This is a genomic window from Flagellimonas beolgyonensis, from assembly GCF_003992615.1.
GTDB classification, from domain to species: domain Bacteria; phylum Bacteroidota; class Bacteroidia; order Flavobacteriales; family Flavobacteriaceae; genus Flagellimonas; species Flagellimonas beolgyonensis.
In genome coordinates this window covers 168302-192488 of the sequence record NZ_RZMY01000017.1, presented here as the reverse complement: position 1 = coordinate 192488, position 24187 = coordinate 168302, and the positions used below count along the sequence as shown (strand labels likewise).

The window sequence follows — 24187 nt, the reverse complement described above, 5'->3', positions numbered from 1 at the left end:
AAAAAAGGGCTGAAATACAGCCCTTTCATGAATGGTTAATTACGATTATGGATTGTAAACCAAATTGAATTGCACCACTTTTTCAATTCCGTATTGGTTTTTGAATGTTACCGTTATAGGCGAATCAATGGGTTGAAAAAAAACCGTTGGTTTAATAATATAAATTCCTTTGTTCTGATCATCGATGGAAATATCATTGAACACACCTTGTTCAACAATGGGGTTGTTGGCATTGTCAATCACAAATGTCAAGTCAGGGTTGTCGGTGGCAAACTTTACCTGAATTTGCTGGTTTGGCCCTGCGAATTCAAATACATTGGGGATTTGGAAATATAGTATTGGTCCCGAATAAGAGGCTTTGTGCCCACTTTGGGCTATAAAAGAAGGTTTAGACACAGAAAGGTTAATCGGGAAACTGTCAGAGGCCCCCTCTTTGTTTTCAGCAGTGAACGAAATATTAAATTCCCCATGTGTGTAAGGAATAAAATCAAAATTAAAATTAGCCCCAAGTAGATAGAACACATCATTATCATGGTACACATTGTTGTTGTAGACAATTACACCTTCCAAATTTGAATCAAATGTAATGGCATAAGGGGGAGAAGCCACTGGGGTTTCTTGAATGGTTGCTTGAACATTGATAGCTTCATTGGGATAGGTTTGGGTGTTCGAAGGAACGAGATCAAAACTCAGAATGTGTTGGAAAACATTGAAGTTCATGTTAGTGGAAACCTCAGTTCCGTACTCATCTTTAAAAAAGAAAGTAATGTCCACGGCCCCAGAAGCAATGCCTTTTACAAACCAAGAAAATGATCCTAGATTTATATCCAGGTAAGTATTTTCGGGCATTAAGTTGTTATTCGACAGTAAATTGACCTCACCTTGGTTTATAACATACTTAAGCTTATAATTTCCATTGGGGCCCTGTTGGGAATCCAGTGAGAAAGCAATCTCTTTATTTTGATCTACATAGAGCGGGTTTTGATTTGTAAAGTTTGCAGAAATGGAAAGTTGGTTGGCATTGGTCATATAAGAAACACTTTGAGTGAATTCGACTCCGTTTTGATTTTTGAGCACGAAATCAATGTCTACCGTTCCTACTGCGGTCGGAATTGTTGACCATGAAAAAGAACCGGGCACCACATTTACGAAGACTCCCGGATTCACCTTTTGGTTGCCATCCAATACATCGATCACCCCTTCATTGACAACATACTTCAGTTGATAGGTTCCCCCCTGACCTTGATCTTCCAAAAGAGAAAAGAATATTTTGTTTTCTGTTCCGGTGGTGACCAAATTTTTATCGACAGTGGCTCCAAATGACACATTAATGTCAAGGACCTCATAGGTAATATTTTGGGTCAATTCGATTCCGTTTTGGTTTTTAAGGACAAAATTAATATCTACCGTTCCCACTTCGGCCGGAATTGTTGACCACATAAAAGAACCTGGGGCAACATCCACGAAGACACCAGGATTGACCTTTTGATCCCCGTTCAAGACATCAATCGTCCCTTTGTTGACAACATATTTCATTTGATAGGTTCCCCCTTGGCCCTGGTCTTCGGACAACGAAAAGAAAACTTTGTTTTCCGTTCCATTGTTAACCGTGTTTTTGTCGACAGTGGCACTAAATGAAACATCAACATCAAGAATGGAAAATGTCAATGTCTTTTCAATCAGTTGATCATTGCTGTCACGAACGGCGACCTTGATTTTAGTTTCGCCAACGTCGTTGAACGAAAGGTCAAAAGAAAAAGTTCCCTGTTTCATTTCAGCAAACTTTTCAAGTTCCAATAATTCGTCCGAGTCCTGATGTTTAATTGCACCGGAACCTTGTACAATATAAAAGGCACGTTCATAGGTCAAGGTTTCATCTTCACCCTCATTGAATACAGATAGGGTAATGGGTATGTTGGATTTGACCTTAGCTTCGGAAAAAGGAGCAGATAATCCAACTGAAAACGGGTTGTGTTGAACATCGTAAACAATACCGATACTTTCTTCTTTACCAGAATTGTCTTTGACATAAACTTTTACTTTTTCTTCACCTGTTTTTGAAGCCTTGTAAAAAAAAGTAGGTGAAAGTGAAGTCAGCGCAACATCTGTTTGTGGCGGCATGGTTTTACCTTCTTTATCCAGGTATCTTCCACCACCTGAAACAACATCATATCGTAAAGTATAGGTATTTGTCGAAACAATCTTTTCAGGGGTTATCTTAAAAAATGTTTCCTGAGGTGTGTTTATTATGGTAACATCTGCATGACTTTCCGTAAGGGTGAACGGAAATGTTGAGATAACTTCTGATTCTTTGCTACAAGAAAGAAATAAGGCCACTATTAAGGCAATTGACGAGAAAATTTGAATAGATTTCATGATTATTTGATTAAAGAATTTAGTTAAAATAGTATCTGACCCCAAGCCCAGCGACAAACAAGGAGTTTCCAAGGTCACTGTTAAAGTGATAATGGAAATCGACAGGTATGATCAGGGAAATTTTTTCTGAAATGAAAAAATCAAAATCCGATCCCACAAAAAGACCGTAGATAAAACCACTTTCGGAAAGTAGGATGGAACCATCATCAAGGACAGATTCGCCATTGTTGACATTTTCATAACCAAGGGAAAGTCCACCTCCCACGGCAAGGGAAATTCCAGAGGTGGGGCTTTTAACCAAGGAGGCAAAATACCCGCCATCCACTATAAAATCGTTGAATGGGATTTCAAGACCAGTGGAAAGGGATTGGTTCCCGATAGCCCCAATAAGGGCAATCTTGACAAAATCGGTACGATTGTGGTAATGGTTGTAACCCAATTTCACAGCGTATCCATCAGGCACATATCCCCCGGATAAGCTTAAGGCCGATTTGCTCCGTTGTGAGTGACCATAAAAGGCGCACCCAAAAAGGAACAATGCCATAATAAAAAAAATAGATTTGTTTGTTTTAATCATAGATAAGCTTTAAGGATTAATAATTACTATTGGGGTTATTGATCAGTTTATAGTCAACAGGCAGTTCTATATTTCTTTCCCCTTGTTTTTCATTCACTTCAATATTGACGAGTTTATTTTTATCAATGGAAAGTTTCTGGAAAACGTATACCGCACTTTTGGTCGTCATTGATTCGATTCGTTCAAAAGTTTGATAGGAAGATTCCAGTATTGGACTTATTTCAATAGCCTGATAATTTGCTTTTTTTGAAGCTTTTTTGGCAATCTTGTTGAACTGAATGAAGTTCAGGTCAAAATCAACGGGGGAATCATTTTTGATGGATAAGCAGATGAAAGTCTTATCATCTTTATAGGCAATGTTTGTGAGTTTTAAGACAACATCGCTTTTTGACCGATAAATATTTTTGTAATAATCTCCTTTTTCCAAGAGCTTTTTGCAAAAGCTGATATCCTCCTTGGCGACATTGTCAACTTTGGCTTCAAAGTAATCGGCTTCCGTAATCTTACGCCCCAATTCAAGATTGGAATCTTCTGGATGGGAAGCAGAAAGAGGTGGATTACTATTTTCTTTCTTACCGTTAATGCTGCCAACAGCATTGGATGTGTCAAAAAAATATTCATACTTGGTGATATTGGGATTGTATTTGACAATGAAAGAATACACCGATTGGTCCTCTGTAATCACATGCAGGGTACTTTCCCCTTTGGCTGCAACAGCTTTGAGTACGCCAAATTTTTCCGCTGTTTGGGTATTGTACCCAAATTGAAAATCTCCATTTCCGGAAAGTGCCTTTTCAATAGGTGAAGGAAAAAACAAGAACACATTTTTATCTGTGGTGGCCTCCAGGATATTGGATTGTTCCTGGGCAAAAATTGTAATGGGTAGAATCAGTAAGATCAAGGCAATATATTTCATCATGAATTGGGTTTAAGGATTAGTTTGGTATTGTTGAGTAGGGTTACCGTAGGTGTTTCCTGCTTTTTCTTGAATACATTTTTAATGGTGGAGCCCAATGGAACGCCACCAACATCGACATCATCCACAGCATCCTTCGATGATTCATCCGTGATCTCGCCGACCATTTTGGCGCCTTTCACATAGAGGCCGATGGCGCTGTCCTCAGTATCATATGCAGAGATACTGACAGCAACATGATTGATGGAATTAATATCCAACAATACCCGATTGTTCTGGAACGTGGGAAAGGCATAGACATAGCTGTTTTGTGGAAAGTCCATACCGGCAATGGTTGCTGGTTTGGTCAATCGAAGCTTCACGCGCTCGCCTTGCTTTATCGTGTGATCTCCATGGATAACAGCATATATAAAGGCATCGGTTTTTGATGCTGCAGATGTTGTTGGGTTTTGGCTTTCAGGGGAAGATGTAAAAAAGCTTTCAAACTCGGAATTGATGTTTTCCTTTCGTTGGGTCTTGTCAATGGTATGTTTGGAAGTGGATGGACGATGCCCACCACTGGAAGCCGTAGATCTGGAAGTTTGACCCCGGGTTTGACCAACAGGTTCCGAATACTGCCTTTTGTTTTCATTCATAAGACTGTCAATTTCCTTTTCCAACGATTCCTCTTCGCTTACATCCTGATTTTTGTAGTCGTCAATATTGAAGTCTAACGAGACGTTTTCCTTTTCGGATCTTGCGGCCTCATACGCCTCCAGCTTGGAATTATAATCTTCAACCTCATTACGGTTTTCTGGAGTTTCCAAGGACTCAAAATTGCCTTCGAAATTATCATCGTCCCCAGATATTAAAAACAGGGGGAGAGTCAGAATACAGACAATTGCCCCAATGACCAGCATCTTTTGGGAATTGTCCATGGTTTTGAATTTTTCTAGGATATCATTCATGTTCAACTAATTTTTTATTGATTTCTTTATAATTGGTAATCACATATCCATAAGGGTTTAGAGGATAATGCTCTGCAACTTTTTTGAGTTTTCCCCTTGCGGTCAAGAGATATTCTTTGGGCACTTCTTGATTGACCTTGTTGATTTGTATAATCGCGGAAACCTGGAAATTACCATCAGCATCAAACTGTGGGTTTATATCTAAAATGGATTGACTTGAAGTTGTTTGGACCATCCGATTGAAATGGCCATCCTGTCGGTAGAAATTATAGAGCTCCTTGCCGTCTTCATCAATGAGCCAAAGGGCCTTTTCTATTCTTCTTTTATAATTCCACTGATCATAGCCATAGAAATGCTCGAGAAACAATTTCACATGGGATTTTCGGTAAATTTCCTGCACCTCCTTTTTCTCTATTTGTTCCAGGGGAAGCAGTTGTTCATCAGAAGAAATGGTATACACATAACGCTCAGCATTGGCAGATACCTTTTGCACGGTCCAAATGGCAAAAATGGAAACAAGTCCAGAGCAAATAACAACGGCCCAAACAATAAGATTGCTCCGTTTTAATTGCTTATAAATATTGGTTTTTACTACTTCCATGATTAATGGGTTTAAGTAAATAGTTTGTAGACGATGTCGTAAGATTTCTTGAAGAGACGGAGTTTAAGCCAAATCATAATGCTTAAAACTGTAACTTGTATTGTATTTCCCAAAAGTGGCATATCGGCATTTTGTTCAAATGCATCAAAAATAAAAGCGGTAAAACCCAAGATTAGGAAAAATGGAAATATCAATAGATATATGGCAATGTACAGTTTAAGCCATTTGTAAAAAAGGTCCCTAAACTTTTCAAAAACAGCCAAGACAATTGCAATGGCTCCCAACACTTTTAGAAGACCAATAAAGAAGAATCGCTCCATAAGAAAAACAGCATAAATAGCAGTATCTATTATCCATGCCAGTCCTTTAAGGAGCAGTAAAACGATATAGGATGGATCAGTCATAAATTGAATGAAATGAGATCCTGCCAACTTCAAAATGGCCCAAACATCAGCTTCGTCCTCTTTCTTAATTTCTTCTTCAGGTGGTGCAAAGTCCAAAGGAGAAAATTTACTGTAAGCTTCATCCATTCCCAACAAAAGGGTGTCTAAAAAGTTTAGAAGTTTATCATAGAAAACAATGACCATAACCATGAACAGGGAACTAAAAAATTGCTTTTCGTTAAAAGGCAATTTGGTAGTCCCAAACCTATCGGTCATTTTAGAAAACATATTGGTATATGCATTTATTAAGAAAAAAGCAATGGCTAATATTTTTAGCACATTGGTTAAATCTTTAAGGTGGAGCTCTTCTTCAAAAAATTGTTGATATAGAGCCAGCAAAACATCATAGCTTATATCCATTGTTACTTTTCTTTATGGGTGGAGAAATATTTACGAAGTGCTCGGCGCTCGGCAATCCGCAGGTATTTTTGTCGTACTATCCGAGTATCCACCAAAGCTTCATTAAGTTCTTTCTTGGATTCCTTGAGCAATGTCAAACGTTCGGCATCATTCATTTTAAAAATGCCTCCCTTCAATAAATCATTAGCCACCTTCAGTACTGAATTGCTAGAGGTCATTGCCTTTGAAAATTGGGATGAAATGGTGGCCATTTCCTTATTTGAAAACATGTTGGTTCCTTGAATCTCCTGTAAAAATTTTCCAGAGTTTTCAAGGATTTGGGTGGTTGTCCTAGACATATCTGAGATATAGTCCAGCGTTTGAAATGCCGAATTGATATTGTCATACATTTCCTTGGTTTCCTTCAATAAGGAAACCGTTTTGGTAGTTTGCTCCACAGTTTTTACGCTTTGGGCAATTTGTTTTAGCAGTGTGGCATTGGTTTGGGGGTCATTGACCACTAACTGCGATCTTCCCCAAAAACAGGAAAGGCTAATAAAAAGGGTGACGAGTGATTTAAAATTCATGATTACTTGATTTAAAGAGTTTTATGTTTTCATTTGAATGAATTGGTTGATGGCCTCCTCCATATTTTGATGTTCATCATAGAGTTTCATTATAGCTTCATACTCCTTGCCATCAGTTTGATAGGCATAGAAGGCTTCTTTGGAAAGTTCCAGGCGCATGACCCAAATATCCCTTCCAATGATCAAGGCAAATTCTGTATACGGGTTTTTTGCCTTTAAGTTGGGGGTAATGGATTTCAAGATGTTATGTTGGTGTTCGGAAAGATTGAAACGCCTAACTATGGGCTCATACCCCTTTTCATTGTGAAGGATATACACCACTTGGGAATTCTCGATCATGGCATTGGTGTCCGGGCCTTCCGGCAGCTGTTCGGGCGTTTGTAAAGCAGTCCCCACAGAAGCCGAGTGTTTACGGTTGGTTTGATAGTAATGCGTAACCCTGTTCCGAATACTATCATCCTTTATGAACTTTGCCAACTCGTCATAGAAAACGACCCCATCGATACTACGGTCTTCCAAAATAATTTTGTCCACGGCCTCATTGCCCAATTGGAGCAACAGGGAAAGCAAAACCACATTGTTGTTGGCCTTTTCAAATTCAAATATCACCAAATCTTTGTCCTGGAGTTTATCACTAAAGTCTTCGGCGGTATCAAAAAGGAAGCTGTACTCACCCGTCACATATTTATCCGTCATGAGCAAAAAAGAATCCAAATCAAAAAAGCGATTATCAATACCCAGTTTTTCCAAAAGGGAACTGCGATTGGCCTTTAAGAAATTGTAGAAACTGGGAAATGAATGGTTTTGGCCCACATTGATATAATAGGTGTGCAACAGTTTAATCAATAGGGTCCGGTCACTATTTTCTGGATTCTTGTCTGGATACCAAAGATTGAATACAAAGTCAGCAAGGGAATTTTGTTTCTCGCTGTTCAGTTCGGATATATTTTCAATCTGAAAGGGATTTAAACCAAGGGGCTGGCCGTGCTCGTAGGAAAAGAAAATACATTTATCCTTGGGTACGAGATAGGATAGTTTTTTGAAAGACCCCCCAATATCAAAAATGACCAATTTTTTACCCTGCTCATTGAGTTGTCTGAAAATGTGTTGCGCCAAAACGGACTTTCCTTCGCCGGTCGGGGCAAATATGAAAAAGTTCCAAGCTTTGATACGTTTTTTGGCTTCATCCCTAATATCCCTTTTGATGGGAATATTGAAAATGCGGTCCGAAAACACCACGCCATCATCATCTGATTTGTAAGAGGTGATATTAAGGAACAGGGAAAGGGCTATTTGTAGTTCTGTCCGAAATAGGTTGTTGTTGCTTAAGGTTGATGTGTAAGGAAAAACAGATTTAAGATATATCTCTTGTAAGGCTTTTTTATTGGGATAATGGGGTTTGTAATCCAGACTTCGATATACTGTGGATATTATATTGGTGAAAGTTTCAAATTCATTTTCATTGTCTGCGTAGTAAATGATATTGGAATGGCCCCGGACAATCTTTTTGCTTTCATCCTTGGAAAGTTCTTCCAAATACTCGGTCAAACTTTCGGCTGCCGTTTTGTTATCTGTACCAAAACCTTTGGCCCCGACCAAGTGTTCCTTACGACTTTCCAGTTGTTTTTTATGTTCGGAATGATCATCAATGAAAATAACCTGGTTGTATATATGATCAAAGGGCATTTTAAAGCCAAAATCATCCGAAGCTCCTTTGAAAATCTTGAATTTCTTACTGCTGTAGTCGTTATCCAATTTATAGATGTCCACATAATCCGGAAACTGTTTGATGTCATTTAGGGTGAACACGCCCACCCTCCTATTGCCTACCCCAATGGTATTGTAGCTTCCTCCTTTTGTTCCCACTTTTTCATCCATGGAAGTATCCACATATTTATCCGGGTCAAAACCATTATAATAGCTCTGTATCAAGGTGTGGATTTCATCTTCATGGACGGGGTGTGCCTTGACATATTTGGAACTGTTCAAAAACTCAATGCTTTTGGTCACTTCCGAAATAAAAGAGTTGTCCCTTTCAAATTCCTCCAATAATTTTTTCTTGTTGGGAACACTTTTAAAAGGGTTTTGAATCCCGTTCTGATTTAAGGTGCCTTTGGGGGAATATCCAATGAACAGATAGGCCAAATGTGAGATAAACGGCCTACTTTGAAAATGGTACTTGGTTGATTGTTGCAAAAAAGTATCCTCGGGCAATTCATTGCCTTGGTATTGTTGCCTTAAAAAAACATCCTGTTTGTGGACAAATGTATGGGCCGGAAGGTATTTAATGGTCCGATACCAAAAATCATGGATATTTAGATAATCGTCAGGTGAAAGCGTAAATATCTCTGGAAGATCAAGCGCATAACACAAAATGATGTCTCCATTATTGGATAAGATGATATTGTCTCTTATGGAAAGTATGGGATAGTATTCACTTAGATTGATTTGGTCCACTTTTCAGCTTTTTGTACAGGTCGTTTATAAGAATCTTGGGAATTGAGACAGGCGAGAGCTTGTCGAGAAGATTATGGTCATCGGCATATTTGATGAACATGAAGCCACTGGTGTCGATAATAATGGCAAAAACTACGGCGTTAAAGGACACCCCGCCCATCAATGGGATCAGGGAAAGCAAAAAAAGAGCCCCGAAAATACCAAGGTAAGGCAGTCGAAACCCTAGGATGGTGGCTTGCCTTTCGAGGCCCTTTTCTACTTTTAATCGTTGTTTGTCCCGGTGTTCCAGGCTCAAACTAGAAGGAGTAGGAAACCAGGAAATTGAATATGGCCCCCAACATGACCACACCTAAAATCCATAGGCCGATTCCAACAAAGAAGCCTTTGTAATCGCGATCACCCCCGGTAATTTTCCCAATATTGAATACGGCTGCGACCAAAAACACCAATCCAATGATGTATGGGGCAGCTTCCTTAACTTGATCTAATAAATCTTGGGCGGCTTCTTTAATACCAAGGTCGACCATGGCAAAAATGGGAGAGGATGCCAATAGGAAAGCACCTAGCAGCAATTGACGAGTTTTTGACCCGAAGGTCGTTACATTTTTCATGTAGGTTAAAATTTAAATTATTGATTCGGGGCATGCTTTGCATTTTAAAATGATTATTTGATGTGTTGAAAATATAAATTTTATTCCATATACTTTTCGTTTACAGTTCTTTGGCCTGTTTAAGCACCAATTCAAAAAAGCTTTGGATTTCTCTTTGGGTAGTAATGTTTATCGCCTTGTATTCCATGGGGTTCAATTCGGGTAATCTTATTTTTGCATCATAATTCTCTCCCTTTTCATTGAAAACAAAAAACTCCCCAGCAGACCTCTTGAACATTTCAAAGCTCTTGTGTTTCTTTTCATCTTTTTCCGCTTCTGAGATTCTTCGGTCGGCACCACCCCATCCAGCCTTTTTACTGGTGCTCTTTGTTTTGATCTTGATGGTTTCAAAGTAACTTTCGAAGAATTTGGCTGTATCAGGGTCGTTGGTCTTCCCAAAAAACAAGGTGGAAAGGTTGGCCAATACTTCCTTCATTTTATCTAGGCCCATTTGCACCTGTGCCTGAACTTTATCCTGTAACATATAAATGGTCGCAATATCGAAACTTCGCATGGTGGCCGGAACTTTCCCTATTCGATTGATGCGCAAGGTGGGCGCTTCATCCAACAAAATGTATGAGGGTTCCTGGTTCCTTTCGCTCATTGACGAAATCACGGCTTGGGTCACAATGGATAATATCGGGGAGTATATTTCATCATATTTTGGAATGTTGACCAAGCACAGTAAAGAAAGATTGTCCTTGTTGTTGATGTTTAGTCCAATGGTGTTTTTCTGCATACAATAGAAAATATTCGGTACGGCAAAAACCCGAAAAGCGTTACTAAGTGAAGCTTTCACACCCGCCATTTGCTTTTCGGAATCCTTACCGTCCAAAAAAGCCCGGGCATGTACGCTTGCCGCTGGACTCAGTTCTATAAACTCCACCAATTCATCCGCTTCCTTGGTCAGAAAAATACCCGCCAAATAAGGGAAAGAACAAAAATGGGGGTATTTGTCTCGAAGAACATAAATCGCACCAATAATGGCACCTTCTGCCGCCTGGACAAAAAAATTATCGCCCACTTTATTGTCTTTGGCCATTATGTTTTGCACGATACACTTACACATCAAGGAAACATCCTCATCTTTTTTCAATATGGCAGGATCAATTGGGTTTAAAAAAATACTTTTATCGGGGTCATGGGGGGCAAAAGCGTGTATCGGAATAGTGCTTTCTCGATAGAACCATTGGACCACTTCCACCAATTCGAAATTTTTATAATCATAGACAAGGGCCGGAACATTGCGCTCCCCCATAGATTTTAGAATATGCCCTGCAACCGATGCCGTTTTACCACTTCCCGCAGCTCCTTGTACACTGACTCCACGTTTAATGTTCACCAAGAGCCTTTTGTTTCCATTATAGGGAATAGCCACATCGAACACATTACCTGTTTTGGGTTCACTTGATCCACTAGAAGCTTGGATAACGAACATGGCCACTACACCTAAAACAGCTGATGGCGTCACGTAAAGTACCAAAAAGTAGGTGATGGGTAAAGAGGATCCCAAATATCCCAATAGATAAAAAAGCAGAAAATAAATGACCAGGGAAGCAATCAGGGTAATCATCCAATTACCTGCTTTCATAACTATTCCCAACAGAATGGCTACTATTAGATTGATTCCCAAAATAATCATTTGGGTTTCTTGTGAGGCATTAAGAAATGCATCTATAATCTTCATTTTTTAGTGACGAGTATTAATGATTATTTGATAAAAAATTTGTTTCCTACCTCATATTCCCATGCCTTTTGAAACGGTTTTTGTTGCAATGGTAATGGCTTGTTTGGCCACTTGAACCCCTGCGGTGACCGGATTTGTATAGGCTCCAGCCCCCAAAGCTTTAACCACCGATTCAATCGCTTTGTTTTCCAGTTTATTCAACGCCTTTTGAGGGAGTTTTCTAGGATCCTTCATAACATAGCCGAGTTGTTTTTGAAGTGTTTTATCTGTGATCATTTCGGATAGGGCCCTCCTAACGGCCAATTTTGCAAACGCTTTTGGATTTCTTAAATGAAGCACATTCGAAAGGCTCCTGATCTGTTTGGCTTCCTTGTAATAATTGTATTGATATTCAGGAGGTCGTTCATATGCAAATTTTTTATCGAAAAGGGTTTCCCCGGCAGCAACGAAATTGTCCCGGTTAAATCCAATGGAAACTTCCTTACCGTTCAATTTGTTTTTGCTTTGTTTGTGATTGGCCATGGGGGAAAGTCGCATGGTTTGACTTTTATCCATCCGGCTCACAATGATATGGGCATGTAGATTGTTTCCGTCCTTTTTCGCTCCCTCCTTGATGATGGTTCCATCATCGTTTCGGATATACCGATTTTCCAAAGATGTGATTTCAGCAAGTTTCATCTTTTTCTCTTCTGAATCCGAAATTGAATCGATGTCCCTTCGGATCTCATATATCCTTTTCTCAATCGACTTGTTATGGCTCATATCCCTTTCAAATCGCTTTTCTCCATGCTTATACGTGCGTTCGTGTTCTATTTTCGCAAAGTATAGGATATCATCGCCTGTCAATGGTCGGCCATCTTCAAACTTTCGATTGAAATTCTCGGCGTATTTATCCATTAATTCCTTAACATATTCCTTAAAGGCCCATTCATAATCCACACTTTTATACTCATAATTTAAATCCGGATTCATGTTACTTTCCTGATTAATTTTATTCGCCTTTATGAGATGCACCAACTCCGCCTTTGATGGATTTACAGTGATCATGTAAAATTTGGTCTCATTATTCGCCAATTTACCTTTATTGTTATCGATGGCCTTTTCAACCTCTGCAGCCGTATGAAAATCGCCATCTTTATTAAAAAATTCTTCCATTTCCTCGACATCCTTTCCGGCATTTTCCTTTTCTAGATATTCGACCAGATTGGCCACTGATCCTCTATTTTTGCCCCCGGATGAATTTGGTGTGTGCACTCTAATGACCATCCACCAAATGTTTGATTCTATCAATCTCCTTTTGGGGTAAATTACAGGTGAATTTTGGTCCTGAAATACTCTTGTTGGGAACAATGTTTTTCAGCAAATATGTAAGCTCCTTTTCAAAGGCTTCCTTTTCCTTTTCGGCGCGTTCTATCCGATCTAAAAAGGCTTCCTTTTCTGAAGCAGAAACCATATCGATTTCGACCTTGCTTTCAAGCTTTTTTTCAGCCTCGTTTGGAAGCTTGATTTCAAGAGACTTTGGGCTATCGGTTTGAGGGATTACAAACGTTGGTCTCTCCTCTTTTTTATCCTCCTTATTTCCCATTTCGTTAAAGGCAATTTCTCCGGGGTGGAGGATGTCCAATGATTGTAATGTAAGATTATGGACACGTATCATTTCACGAAATGATTTTTGCATGGGCACAAAAAAATCCTGCTCCCTTTTTTTTAAAAATGAAATCACCCTTTTATCATGTTTGGATAGGGCATCCATAAAATTTGGTGAAGCATCCTCGTATACATTAATGCCTGTTTTATGCACAAAAGAGATCATTTGATTTACAAAATCGGTTTCTGTTTTTCCTTCTCTTTTGGACATCCTTTTGATATTGTCCTTGTTGATCTTGTTAACTCGAATATTGTGATAAGTTGACCCCATAGTGGTGTGTATTGTGGTGTAAATCTATTCTCAACATCCTGTTATACAGCCTATCAATTGACAAAAGCCACTTTTGAGTTGACGAATGTGGTATATAAAAAGTGTAGCACCACATAATTTTGTGCTTCAAAACATTAATGTCTATGAGCAATACAGAAAATAAGCGGGAAAAAAACACCACAATACGAATCAGGGCTTGCCTGATTCCATCTCGCTTTCCTTTTTTTCACGCTACGCTTTGAAAAGCGGAAACCTGTTTGACGGTTTTCCAAAAGCGTTTTTTTAATCCATTCATAAGCAGCTATGAATATCAAATTGAGCTTGGCCTTTTTATGGATCTTTTGTTCTGGAACGTATCTCCTGGGACAAGCATTCGTGCCGAAAATTGAAAGGTCATTTACCGTTGTAATCGATGCCGGACATGGCGGCCATGACTCAGGAACCGTGGATAAAAATGGTCGCTTCGAAAAGAACATCAATCTCTATGTCGCCAAATTTGTAAAGCTGTACCTGAACAAATTTGCCCCGGACATCAACGTAATTTTGACCCGGGATACTGATGTATTTTTGCCCTTGGAAAGAAGACCCCTTTATGCCAAGATATCCAATGCGGATTTGTTCATTTCGTTGCACTGTAACCACAACCCAAACTCATCTGCTCAAGGTGCTGAAATTTACCTACAAAATACCCATCGAAAAGATGTCATTTTAAACCTGCGACAAGCAGCTCGATTGGCACTTATTTTGAATCGGAATTTGGAGCAAAAATTAAACTATAGATCAAGGGGGGTCATGCGGTCCAATTTGCAAGTCTTGAGAGAGTCGATTGACTATGTTCCCAGCCTGTTATTGGAAATGGGATTTTTCTCAAATTCGGCTGAATCTTCATACCTGAACTCAAAGAAAGGAATTAAGGGCATATCTTTGAGTGTGACGAAAAGCATTATCGAATATTTTGAATCCAGATAATTCATTAAAGAAATACCGGGAAAGATTGGGTAAATCCCAAAAAGAAATCTGCAAAGAACTTAACATGTCACAAGCCACTTTTTCAAAAGTTGAAAACGGCTTGGCCCATGGCGATGCATTTATCAAATACATCAAGTATTTGGTGGAACATGATTTTGACATGAACTACTATTTCAGGAACTGGAAAGAATAAAATTTACTACTTTAGAGGTTCATTTCTAGCCTTTGACGAGTAACTAGAATTGATTATTTGATACGGGAGGAGTTTCTTTGAAGCTCCTCCTTGTCAGTTTAAAAAAGGAACCTGAATAGGTTCCTTTTTCGTGACGAGTAAATCAAATAGTGATTATTTGATAGGGAATATACCCCCAATATAAGACATTTAAAATATTCTTTTTTAGAATATTAAGGTATGCCCCGTTTGAGTTGACGAACACCCCTTTTCGATTGATAAAAATTTTCAAAAAAAGGTTTCTTTTAGCGACTGGGAGCGAATGCAGAAAATTTTCTTTGGTACTAGGCGACCTAACTCGGAATTGAAAAATATTTCTATTTTTGAAGCGCATGTGAGGAAGGACAAAGCGGCAACGTGAGGACGACCGTGAGAAGCGCCAAAAGTCATGTGGCGGAAGCAGAAAGTTTCCTGGAAAGCAGCATCAAAACATGCTGCTTTTTCTTTTTTTAAAGTGTTTTAAGCGCGTTTTGCGCACGCGGCGAGGAAGTGTTCGTTCTTTTTTGAGAAAATGCCTTAAATCGCCTTAAATTGATTTTGTCTTCCTGCATTTGCTCCTAAATGCTCAAAAAAACCTAAAATGAATTCTTCCGAAATTTTTAATCGATCCCAAAGTGGATCGTTTAAAAATTGAGACCTTGTTAAACAGCCTCGCGGCGTTTGAGCAGGTGGGTGGGTGGGTCGGTTAACTGAGTTAACCTTTCCATATTCTAATTTCGAATTTGTTTCGAATTATATATATAATTAGGGCTTCAATTTTTTGAGGTTTTACAGGGCCTCCCAGAGGCTAAAGTGTGTTTTGTTTCCGGTAAAGTGTGTTTTGTTTCCGGTAAAGTGTGTTTTGTTTCCGAGGCCCTTTTTTTACAATATTAAGATAACTATTTGTTTTACAGCTATTTAACCCTGTTTTTTACGCTTTTTTCAAAAATGGCTAAAGTGTGTTTTATTTCCGTAAAGTGTGTTTTGTTTCCGTAAAGTGTGCTATTTTTCCGATCAGGCCAGTAAAGGGCTCCGAGATGCTACCCCCTCTAAAGTGTGTTTTATTTCCGAAAAAAGGGGCCTGAATTAAGTTTAATTCATAGACCCCTATTCTTACCCCCGTTTGAAAAAAAGCCTTATATTTAGGGCGTTGAACGAGGTTTCTTGTGGTCCCACCTGGGCTCGAACCAGGGACCACCTGATTATGAGTCAGGTGCTCTAACCAACTGAGCTATAGGACCCGCATTTTGCGGATGCAATATTAGTGTTTATTTTTCTACACCGCAAGGTTTTAACGCCGCTACCGTTCTTTTATTTCTTGGCAAAGCTCCACCAAAACCCCATTCGTGCCCTTAGGATGCAAAAATGCAACCAGTTTATTGTCAGCACCTTGCTTTGGGATTTCGTTCAATACTGTAAATCCTTCTGCCTTTAATCTTGCAATTTCAGCAACAATATCTTCCACCGCAAAGGCCACATGATGGATGCCCTCTCCTTTCTTTTCCAAAAACTTGGCAATCGGGCTTTCAGAATTGGTGGCCTCCAACAATTCAATTTTGTTCGGACCGCTTTGAAAGAAAGAGGTTTTCACCCCTTCCGATGCCACTTCCTCAATTTTATAGTGCGGAACGCCCAAAAGTTTGGCAAACAACGCATTCGAAGCTTCGAGGCTTTTAACGGCAATGCCTATATGTTCAATTTTATCCATTACTTGGTTTGTATTGTATGCTTTTAATGTTCTTTTTTCAAAATTACGCACTGTAATTCATTCAAAGAGTGAGGTTAGTCAGTATTTCACTTATTTTTGTACCCATGGAGGAAACACAAAGACAGAAGAAGATAGCAGGAGTGATCCAAAAAGATTTGGCGGACATCCTTCAGCGAGCAGCTACGGATAGTGGTCTAAAGGGAACTTTGATCTCCGTTTCCAAAGTTTCCGTTACTGTGGACCTGTCCTTGGCCAAGGTGTATGTAAGTATTTTTCCGAACAAGGAGGGCAAGGCATTGCTCGAGGGCATCAAGGCCTCCCAGGTAAGCATACGTCACGAACTGGCCCAGCGCACCAAGCACCAATTAAGACGTGTTCCGGAACTCAATTTTTATCTGGACGACTCCTTGGAGTACATCGATAACATCGAAAAATCGCTCAAAGGCGAAGAAAACCCCATAGAAAACAGGGACCTACTGGAAAAAAGAAAGAAATCCTGACCTTGAACTTTCCGCTCTATATCGCAAAACGTTACCTGCGTTCCAAGAGCAGTCAGAACGCCGTAAACATCATCAACTTTATTACTTTTTTGGTGATTGTGATCGGCTCTGCAGCCTTGTTCATTGTTTTATCGGCCTTCGCGGGTCTAAAAACGTTCAGCCTGTCCTTTTCCAATACATTTGATCCCGATCTGAAGGCATTGCCTGCTTCTGGAAAAGTGTTTTCCATCTCTCCCAAAGAGGAGGAAGACCTAAAAAATCTTGATAAAATTGCCAATTATGCCAAGGAATTGGAGGAACGCGCCTATCTCACCTATAAAGAAAAAAGTACCATAGCCTTCATTAAAGGCATTGACGAAAACTATAGGGCTGTGACCGGGGTAGACAGCACCCTGTACTTTGGAAATTGGGGCGATATGGAATACAATGGGGTCATTGGTATCGGTATCTACAATCTGCTCGGGGTGCCAACAAATAATCGGACACCAATGGAAGTGTTGACGCCAAAACCGGGAAAAGGCTCTTTTTCTCAACAAGGGTTGAATGCCAAACCCTACAACGAATTGCCTTTGGTGATCAGCGGTGTGTATGCCATAGAGGAAAATCTGGATAAAAAATATGTGTTTGCACAATTGCCAATGGTGCAAAAATTATTGGAAAAGGATAGCACAGAAGTTTCCGGCATCAATTTTAAATTGATGGAGGGCACAGACCCGGAAGAAGCACGAAATGCCATCAAAAATGTATTGGGGAATAAAGTCGTGGTGTTGACACGAAGGGAACAAAACAACACCCTGTACCGCATGCTCAATACCGAAAACTTGGCCACCTATTTGATTTTTACCCTAGTGTTGATCATCGCTTTGTTTAATGTTGTTGGGGCCATCATCATGATGATCTTGGACAAGCAACAAAACTCCAAGACCTTATACAGTTTGGGTACCACCATCAAAGAACTGCGCAGGATCTATTTTATCCAAGGACTATTGGTCACTTCTTTTGGTGGATTGATTGGCGTGCTGATCGGATCGTTGTTGATCGGGTCGCAACTGGCTTTTGGATGGCTCAAGATTACCCCTTCTTTGGCTTATCCTGTGGAATATGACGTAATGAACCTTTTGATCGTGATGGCCACCATTGTGGTTTTGGGCTTTATATCGGCCAAAATTGCGAGTAGCCGCATTTCCAAAAAACTGATTTCAGCCTAAGCGAACTGAAAATCCCCGAATTTTTCCAACACCTCATCAAAGGCGGCAAATACATCCACAGCTTCGTCACTGGTCACCATTTTCATGCGGTATTCTTTAAAATGGGGAATGCCCTTGAAGTAGTTGGTATAATGCCTTCGGGTTTCAAAAACACCCAATTTTTCGCCCTTCCAATCAATGGCCATTTGCAGGTGTCGTCGGGCAGCGTCGACGCGTTCGTGCATTGTGGGAGGCGGAAGGTGTTCCCCTGTATTAAAAAAGTGTTTTACCTCTTTAAAAAACCAGGGGTAGCCAATACTGGCCCGGCCGATCATGGCGCCATCCAACCCGAATTCGTCGCGCATTTTTACCGCTGCTTCGGGTGTATCCACATCACCATTACCAAAAACAGGAATAACCATCCGTGGATTGTTCTTCACTTCGGCAATGGGTCTCCAATCTGCTTCTCCCTTGTACATCTGCACCCGGGTGCGGCCATGTATGGAAATAGCCTGAATGCCCACATCCTGCAACCGTTCGGCAACCTCAACAATCTTTATGGAGTTCGCGTCCCAACCCAATCGGGTTTTTACCGTGACGGGCAATTGGGTGCGCTTTACAATTTCTTCGGTAAGTTTTACCATGAGCGGTATGTCGCGCAAAATACCGGCTCCGGCATTTTTACAGACCACTTTTTTTACCGGACAGCCAAAATTGATGTCTATGATATCGGGGTTCGATTGCTCCACAATATCCACTGCCTGTAGCATGGAATCCAACTCGGCACCGAATATCTGAATGCCCACGGGGCGCTCTTTTTCGTAAATGTCGAGTTTCAGGACACTTTTGGCAGCATCCCTGATCAACCCTTCGGAAGAAATGAACTCCGTATACACCACATCGGCCCCTTGTTCCTTGCACAACGCACGGAACGGGGGATCACTAACATCTTCCATGGGTGCGAGCAACAACGGAAAATCGGGCAGCTCTATGTTACCAATTTTTGGCAAATCCTTCTTTTTTTGGACTGCAAAAATACAAAATAACCGAAAATCAATGCGTTACTCTTGCGATTGTAGTCGATCGCGTTCCTTTTTATCGATACTTCGTTGATTATCTTCCAATCGGAAGTTTCCAAAATTATAAGTAAACCCAACACGAATGAACTGGGTTTCTGGACGTCTCCTATAAAAATTGTCCTGATTGAGGTACCGTGAACGATACGTGGGCACATACTTCTCCAAAATGTCTTCTGCCGCCAAGGACAGGATAATCTTGTTATTGAACAAGGTCTTGCGAAGCCCCAAGGTCAAATTGAACTGTTCGTCCGAAACATAAGATCCAAATAAAAATTGAGAAATGTAGGTGGCAGTAACTTCGCCAGTGAAGGTACCGTCCTTGGAAAGCGTCAAGTAATTTCCAAGATAGGCATATACCCCATTCACCTCATTGGTGAACTCCACATTACCGCTCTCCGTGGCCAAAAAAGTCTCTTCTTCATGAAACAACGAAGTATAGGCATACAAAAACCAAGCGGGCACAATGCCCTTGCTCAAGGTAAAGTCGAGTCCGTAAGATTTGCTGTCCAATACATTTTGTTTCAGCTCTACCAAAGTTTGGTTTTGATTGTCCTGAAACACAAAATAGTTGATGTTACTGCCATTATCCCGATAGTACACATCAAAGAAAAACTCACTGTTCAGGGTATAGTTGAAATTGAAATTATTGCTGAAGCTCGGGGTCAGCCTTGGGTTGCCCTGTTCATAATCGTTCTCGTTGAAAAAGGTCCGGAACGGATTTAGATCGTCGTACTTGGGTCGGTCCACATTCCGGCCATAGTCGAAGGAAAAGCTATGCTTGTCGGAAGGCGAATACAAAACATATACCGAAGGAAAGGGTTCAAAAAAATCCTGGGTGTTGGTTTCGTTCAGCGTCAACGAGCGGCCTTCCGCTTCTGTCAATTCACCCCGTACCCCAAGTTTCATGGACCACTTTTCCCAATTCTTCACGAAACTCAAATAGGCCGCATATACCTTTTCATCATACGTATATCTGTCAGATAGGGAAGCATCCACCGTGTTGCTGGAGCCCACAAAATTGAAAAAGTCCAAATTGCTTTCCGATGCAATGGAGGATATCTTGGCACCAGTCTCAAAAGAGGCATTGCCCACAGAAGTGGAAAAATCCATTTGCCCCGTATAGATCTGAATATCCTGTTCCGAATCCGAATCAAAGCCGAATTCCCTCAAAAACGCGCCACTTGCATCAAAATAATCCGATCCCAACCGTTGAAAGGATTTTCCATTAAAATTGGTATAATGGCCATTAAAGCTCAGTCGGGCACCCGGTTTTTTCAATTTGTGCACATACGATAGATCGAACGCCAGATTGGTGTTGTCCAGGTTGGCATTGTTAATTGTGGTAAATATCGAATCCAATTGCCCGACACCATTGCGCATGGTATTGTTCAACAAAGTATTGCGGTCTTGGTCCAAATTGAACAACAGATTGGAGGTAAAGTTGATACTGTTGCGATCATCGAAATCGTAGTCCAGGATAAAACTTCCGTTTTGGGACTGTGAACTTTCTGTTTGCTGGTATTGGGTATCCCATTCCGAAAAAACGGTATTGGTGTTGTCCATAAAATTGATGCCCTTCACCGTTTTATTCAATTTTTTTTGAGGGTTGATGGTGTAGTTGGCAAACAAATGGAGCTTATCTGTCTTATAATAATGGCTGGTCCCCACGCTGAATTTTGGATACACTGCCTGGGTATGGGAGCCATTGATGCTTCCCTTGTAACCGGGAATAATGGTCTTGCTCGTCACAATGTTCAGGATCGGACCGCCTTCAGCATCGTAACTGGCCGGTGGATTGGCAATCACTTCCACGGATTTAATGTTGGCGCCCGATAACCCCTGCAGTAAATCCTGTACCTCCTGACCGGACAACTGCACCTTACGGTCGTTCAAGTAAACTGTTGCGTTTTGTCCGCGGATCAATAACTCCTCTTGGTTCACTATAACCCCGGGGGTACTTTTTAGGATGTCCCACGAAGAGCCTTGTGAAACCACAGTATTTTCAACTTGAAAGACCAGTCTGTCTGGCAGTTTTTGTAATTTCGGGCGCTGTGCCGTCACCACCACCTCATCCAGTTCATTGGTTTCCAGAGGAATGATCAATGCGCCCAGGGCCACATCCCGAGCTATATCCAAAGCGAGTAGTTCTGAACCCCTGCCCACATAACTGGCCTGTAGCAAATACAGATTGGCCTCCAACTCGGTAAGTGTAAAAAAACCATTATCATCTGCCGAAGTGCCCTTTACAAAAGTGGTATCCGAAGCTTGTAGCAGTAAAATGTTCGCAAATGGAATAACCTGATTCTGCTCATCCACCACCTTGCCGGTAATCTTGTAGGTTTGGCCGGTCAATAGGTTGGTTATGGAAAACACCAATAAAAGAATACAGGTGGTTTGCTTCATGAATATATTGGGGTTGAACCTCAAATCTATGAAATTATTTTTGAGCGAAATAGGCTCCCCTATTTCTTATTTGTAAAAAACCCTTTAAGGGCAGTGAAAACAATTATATTTGCAGTTGCTTAATACCACTTTTCACCTAGTGGATTTTAGTTGTTATGAAGAATATCAGAAACTTTTGCATCATTGCACATATAGACCACGGTAAGAGTACCTTGGCAGACCGTTTGTTGGATTCTACCGGTTCGGTTACCGAGCGTGAAAAACAGGACCAATTGCTGGACAGTATGGATCTGGAGCGCGAACGTGGCATTACCATTAAAAGCCATGCCATCCAGATGGAGTATGAGTATAAGGGTGAAACTTATATTCTGAACCTGATAGACACTCCCGGCCACGTGGATTTTTCGTATGAAGTATCCCGATCTATTGCAGCGTGTGAAGGCGCTCTTTTAGTGGTCGATGCCGCCCAAAGTATTCAGGCACAGACCATTTCCAACCTCTATTTGGCGTTGGAAAACGATTTGGAGATCATTCCGGTGCTCAACAAAGTGGATTTGCCCAGCGCCAATCCGGAAGAAGTGACCGATGATATTGTGGACCTTTTGGGTTGTGACCCTTCGGATGTAATTCCCGCCAGTGCAAAAACAGGCATTGGCATCGAAGAAATATTAGCCGCCATCATCGAGCGCATTCCCGCTCCAAAAGGAGACCCGAGCGAACCCTTGCAAGCCTTGGTTTTTGATTCGGTCTACAATCCATTCCGTGGCGTGGAAACCTATTTTAGGGTCATTAATGGTGAAATCAGAAAGGGCCAACGTATTAAGTTTGTGGCCACCAATAAAGCCTATGATGCCGACGAAATCGGTACGCTTAAACTGCACCAGGTACCCAAACAGAAGATTTCTGCCGGTGACGTGGGTTATTTGATAACCGGAATCAAAGATGCCCGTGAGGTTAAGGTGGGCGATACCATTACCGATGCCGCCAACCCAACCCAAAATGCCATTGAAGGTTTTGAGGACGTAAAACCCATGGTATTTGCCGGAATCTATCCCGTGGACACCGAAGATTTTGAAGAATTGCGGTCTTCCATGGAAAAATTGCAGCTCAATGATGCCTCCTTGGTCTTCACTCCGGAAAGCAGTGCTGCCTTGGGCTTCGGATTCCGTTGCGGATTCTTGGGAATGCTGCACATGGAAATCATCCAAGAGCGGTTGGAACGCGAGTTCGACATGACGGTGATCACTACCGTACCCAACGTTAGCTACCATGCCTACACCACAAAGGACAGGGAAACACCCATTATTGTGAACAACCCATCCGACCTGCCCGACCCTTCAACATTGGACCGTGTGGAGGAACCCTATATTAAAGCCACCATCATTACAAAGGCCGATTTTGTGGGCAACGTGATGTCGCTTTGTATTGAAAAAAGAGGACAAATCGTAAACCAGACCTATTTGACTCCAGAACGGGTCGAATTGATTTTCGACATGCCCTTGGCCGAAATTGTCTTTGATTTCTACGATCGCCTGAAAACCGTATCCAAAGGATACGCTTCGTTCGATTACTCTCCAATTGGTATGCGCGTATCCAAATTGGTACGTGTGGATATCCTGTTGAATGCACAGCATGTGGATGCCCTTTCTGCCCTGGTGCATTTTGATAATGCCTACCACATCGGTAAAAAAATGTGTGAGAAGTTGAAAGAACTGATTCCAAGACAGCAGTTCGATATCCCAATCCAGGCTGCCATTGGGTCCAAGATCATTTCTCGGGAAACCATAAAAGCCCTGCGAAAAGATGTGACCGCCAAATGTTATGGTGGGGATATTTCGCGTAAGCGTAAACTATTGGAAAAACAGAAAAAGGGGAAAAAGCGTATGCGGCAAGTAGGGAATGTGGAGATTCCGCAACAGGCATTTATGGCAGTTTTAAAGTTGAATGATTAGGGGCAAAAAGGGTGCAGCACTTACTTTGAATCAAGGTTGGTATTGAACAAAGTCAAAATCATGAATATTGAGCGATCAGTTTTGAATTTTGACTACAACTTTCTTGAAGTTTGAAGCTTTATATCTGCATCAGGTTCAAGTTGTACACCAATATCTTGATCAATAGGTAACTTCGGTCATACGAACCAAGACTGCATTTCGGAGCTGCACTTTATTAAATGGATGTCATAAAATTATGGTGGTCCAAATCTTTTTGGATGATTTCAATTTCACTCTCCAACTCCAATACAAGATTATCCCTTTCGTTGGCCTTTATGGATGACTCCCAGACAAAAGTCTCTCCTTGGGAATAATAACCTTTACTGGATGGTGCCTTACCTTCGGTCGTTGGTATGGTTTTCAAGAAACCGATTTTGGTTTTTAGCTCGGACAATCTGTAGATTTTTTCCTGTATCGGTTGGTTGGCCATGGTTATTTTAGTTTTTAGCTCAATCAATTCCTCAACCGTTTTGTTGAGTTCAATCATTTCCTTTTTTGGATTGTAAGCCCTTGGATTTCCCTCAATGATACAATTGTAGGCGCTGATTCTATTCTGAAGCTCCAAGGTTTTACGTATAAGTCGGTTCTTTTCTTTTAAGGCTTCGATAATCTTCATGGTTTTTCCATTTGTACGTGAATTA

Annotated in this window: 22 protein-coding genes and 1 tRNA gene; 5 read left to right on the top strand and 18 right to left on the bottom strand. The window is 40.9% G+C overall.

Annotation, left to right across the window (positions count from 1 at the left end):
• Positions 1-45: 45 nt before the first annotated feature.
• The 13 genes from EO131_RS14065 to EO131_RS14005 all read right to left on the bottom strand — a co-directional run bounded on the left by EO131_RS14065 (position 46) and on the right by EO131_RS14005 (position 13498).
• The gene (locus tag EO131_RS14065) at positions 46-2376 is read right to left on the bottom strand and encodes a TraQ conjugal transfer family protein (RefSeq protein ID WP_127023501.1); all 2331 of its coding nucleotides are present in this window, start codon (positions 2374-2376) and stop codon (positions 46-48) included.
• Positions 2377-2395: 19 nt separating this feature from the next.
• Positions 2396-2920 carry a conjugal transfer protein TraO gene (locus EO131_RS14060; protein WP_164731699.1) on the bottom strand — a complete coding sequence of 175 codons (525 nt, stop codon included), beginning with the start codon at positions 2918-2920 and terminating at the stop codon, positions 2396-2398.
• A 49-nt stretch (positions 2921-2969) separates the two neighbouring features.
• The gene (locus EO131_RS14055) at positions 2970-3872 is read right to left on the bottom strand and encodes a DUF4138 domain-containing protein (protein WP_127023496.1); all 903 of its coding nucleotides are present in this window, start codon (positions 3870-3872) and stop codon (positions 2970-2972) included.
• The gene (gene traM, locus EO131_RS14050; protein ID WP_127023494.1) at positions 3869-4816 is read right to left on the bottom strand and encodes a conjugative transposon protein TraM; all 948 of its coding nucleotides are present in this window, start codon (positions 4814-4816) and stop codon (positions 3869-3871) included. The genes EO131_RS14055 and traM overlap by 4 nt, the downstream gene beginning before the upstream one ends.
• Positions 4809-5417 carry a hypothetical protein gene (locus EO131_RS14045; protein ID WP_127023491.1) on the bottom strand — a complete coding sequence of 203 codons (609 nt, stop codon included), beginning with the start codon at positions 5415-5417 and terminating at the stop codon, positions 4809-4811. Before EO131_RS14045 ends, traM begins: the two co-directional genes overlap by 8 nt.
• An 11-nt stretch (positions 5418-5428) precedes the next feature.
• Entirely contained in the window at positions 5429-6220 is a 792-nt protein-coding gene (locus tag EO131_RS14040; protein WP_127023488.1) for a type IV secretion system protein, read from the bottom strand.
• Between the two features lie 2 nt (positions 6221-6222).
• Positions 6223-6786 carry a hypothetical protein gene (locus tag EO131_RS14035; RefSeq protein WP_127023486.1) on the bottom strand — a complete coding sequence of 188 codons (564 nt, stop codon included), beginning with the start codon at positions 6784-6786 and terminating at the stop codon, positions 6223-6225.
• A 21-nt stretch (positions 6787-6807) separates the two neighbouring features.
• Positions 6808-9243 (bottom strand): TraG family conjugative transposon ATPase, encoded by a 2436-nt coding sequence (locus EO131_RS14030; protein ID WP_127023483.1) that lies wholly within the window; start codon positions 9241-9243, stop codon positions 6808-6810.
• Positions 9221-9538: a hypothetical protein gene (locus tag EO131_RS14025; protein ID WP_127023480.1), complete on the bottom strand. Its 318-nt coding sequence runs from the start codon at positions 9536-9538 to the stop codon at positions 9221-9223. Before EO131_RS14025 ends, EO131_RS14030 begins: the two co-directional genes overlap by 23 nt.
• A 1-nt stretch (position 9539) precedes the next feature.
• Positions 9540-9854 carry a hypothetical protein gene (locus EO131_RS14020; RefSeq protein ID WP_127023477.1) on the bottom strand — a complete coding sequence of 105 codons (315 nt, stop codon included), beginning with the start codon at positions 9852-9854 and terminating at the stop codon, positions 9540-9542.
• Positions 9855-9954: 100 nt separating this feature from the next.
• Positions 9955-11580 carry a type IV secretory system conjugative DNA transfer family protein gene (locus EO131_RS14015; protein ID WP_127023474.1) on the bottom strand — a complete coding sequence of 542 codons (1626 nt, stop codon included), beginning with the start codon at positions 11578-11580 and terminating at the stop codon, positions 9955-9957.
• 51 nt (positions 11581-11631) lie between these two features.
• On the bottom strand, positions 11632-12846 hold the full coding sequence (gene mobB / locus EO131_RS14010; protein ID WP_127023471.1) for a MobB family relaxase: 1215 nt from the start codon (positions 12844-12846) through the stop codon (positions 11632-11634).
• Positions 12836-13498 (bottom strand): BfmA/BtgA family mobilization protein, encoded by a 663-nt coding sequence (locus EO131_RS14005; protein WP_127023468.1) that lies wholly within the window; start codon positions 13496-13498, stop codon positions 12836-12838. The genes mobB and EO131_RS14005 overlap by 11 nt, the downstream gene beginning before the upstream one ends.
• Positions 13499-13801: 303 nt before the next feature.
• Here EO131_RS14005 and EO131_RS14000 point away from each other — a divergent pair, with 303 nt between their 5' ends.
• Together EO131_RS14000 and EO131_RS17420 are read left to right on the top strand one after the other, a co-directional pair.
• Positions 13802-14467, top strand: coding sequence for an N-acetylmuramoyl-L-alanine amidase family protein (locus EO131_RS14000; protein ID WP_127023465.1), 666 nt, complete (start codon positions 13802-13804; stop codon positions 14465-14467).
• Positions 14454-14660: a helix-turn-helix domain-containing protein gene (locus EO131_RS17420; protein WP_206512899.1), complete on the top strand. Its 207-nt coding sequence runs from the start codon at positions 14454-14456 to the stop codon at positions 14658-14660. The genes EO131_RS14000 and EO131_RS17420 overlap by 14 nt, the downstream gene beginning before the upstream one ends.
• Before the next feature lie 1185 nt (positions 14661-15845).
• Here EO131_RS17420 and EO131_RS13990 read toward each other — a convergent pair.
• A tRNA-Ile gene (locus EO131_RS13990) sits at positions 15846-15919 on the bottom strand.
• A 59-nt stretch (positions 15920-15978) separates the two neighbouring features.
• A complete protein-coding gene (gene mce / locus EO131_RS13985) occupies positions 15979-16386 on the bottom strand; it encodes a methylmalonyl-CoA epimerase (protein WP_127023459.1) in 408 nt (135 codons plus the stop codon).
• A 104-nt stretch (positions 16387-16490) separates the two neighbouring features.
• On the opposite strand from mce, the gene rbfA reads away from it, so the two are divergent.
• Both rbfA and EO131_RS13975 read left to right on the top strand, forming a co-directional pair.
• On the top strand, positions 16491-16886 hold the full coding sequence (gene rbfA, locus EO131_RS13980) for a 30S ribosome-binding factor RbfA (RefSeq protein WP_127023456.1): 396 nt from the start codon (positions 16491-16493) through the stop codon (positions 16884-16886).
• A gap of 2 nt (positions 16887-16888) precedes the next feature.
• A complete protein-coding gene (locus EO131_RS13975; protein WP_127023453.1) occupies positions 16889-18094 on the top strand; it encodes an ABC transporter permease in 1206 nt (401 codons plus the stop codon).
• Here EO131_RS13975 and dusB read toward each other — a convergent pair.
• The gene (dusB, locus tag EO131_RS13970; RefSeq protein ID WP_127023450.1) at positions 18091-19083 is read right to left on the bottom strand and encodes a tRNA dihydrouridine synthase DusB; all 993 of its coding nucleotides are present in this window, start codon (positions 19081-19083) and stop codon (positions 18091-18093) included. The genes EO131_RS13975 and dusB overlap by 4 nt on opposite strands.
• Positions 19084-19134: 51 nt before the next feature.
• Positions 19135-21555: an outer membrane beta-barrel family protein gene (locus tag EO131_RS13965; protein ID WP_127023447.1), complete on the bottom strand. Its 2421-nt coding sequence runs from the start codon at positions 21553-21555 to the stop codon at positions 19135-19137.
• Between the two features lie 155 nt (positions 21556-21710).
• On the opposite strand from EO131_RS13965, the gene lepA reads away from it, so the two are divergent.
• A complete protein-coding gene (lepA, locus tag EO131_RS13960) occupies positions 21711-23507 on the top strand; it encodes a translation elongation factor 4 (RefSeq protein WP_127023444.1) in 1797 nt (598 codons plus the stop codon).
• Between the two features lie 214 nt (positions 23508-23721).
• Here lepA and EO131_RS13955 read toward each other — a convergent pair whose 3' ends face one another.
• Positions 23722-24162 carry a hypothetical protein gene (locus EO131_RS13955; protein WP_127023441.1) on the bottom strand — a complete coding sequence of 147 codons (441 nt, stop codon included), beginning with the start codon at positions 24160-24162 and terminating at the stop codon, positions 23722-23724.
• Positions 24163-24187: the final 25 nt, after the last annotated feature.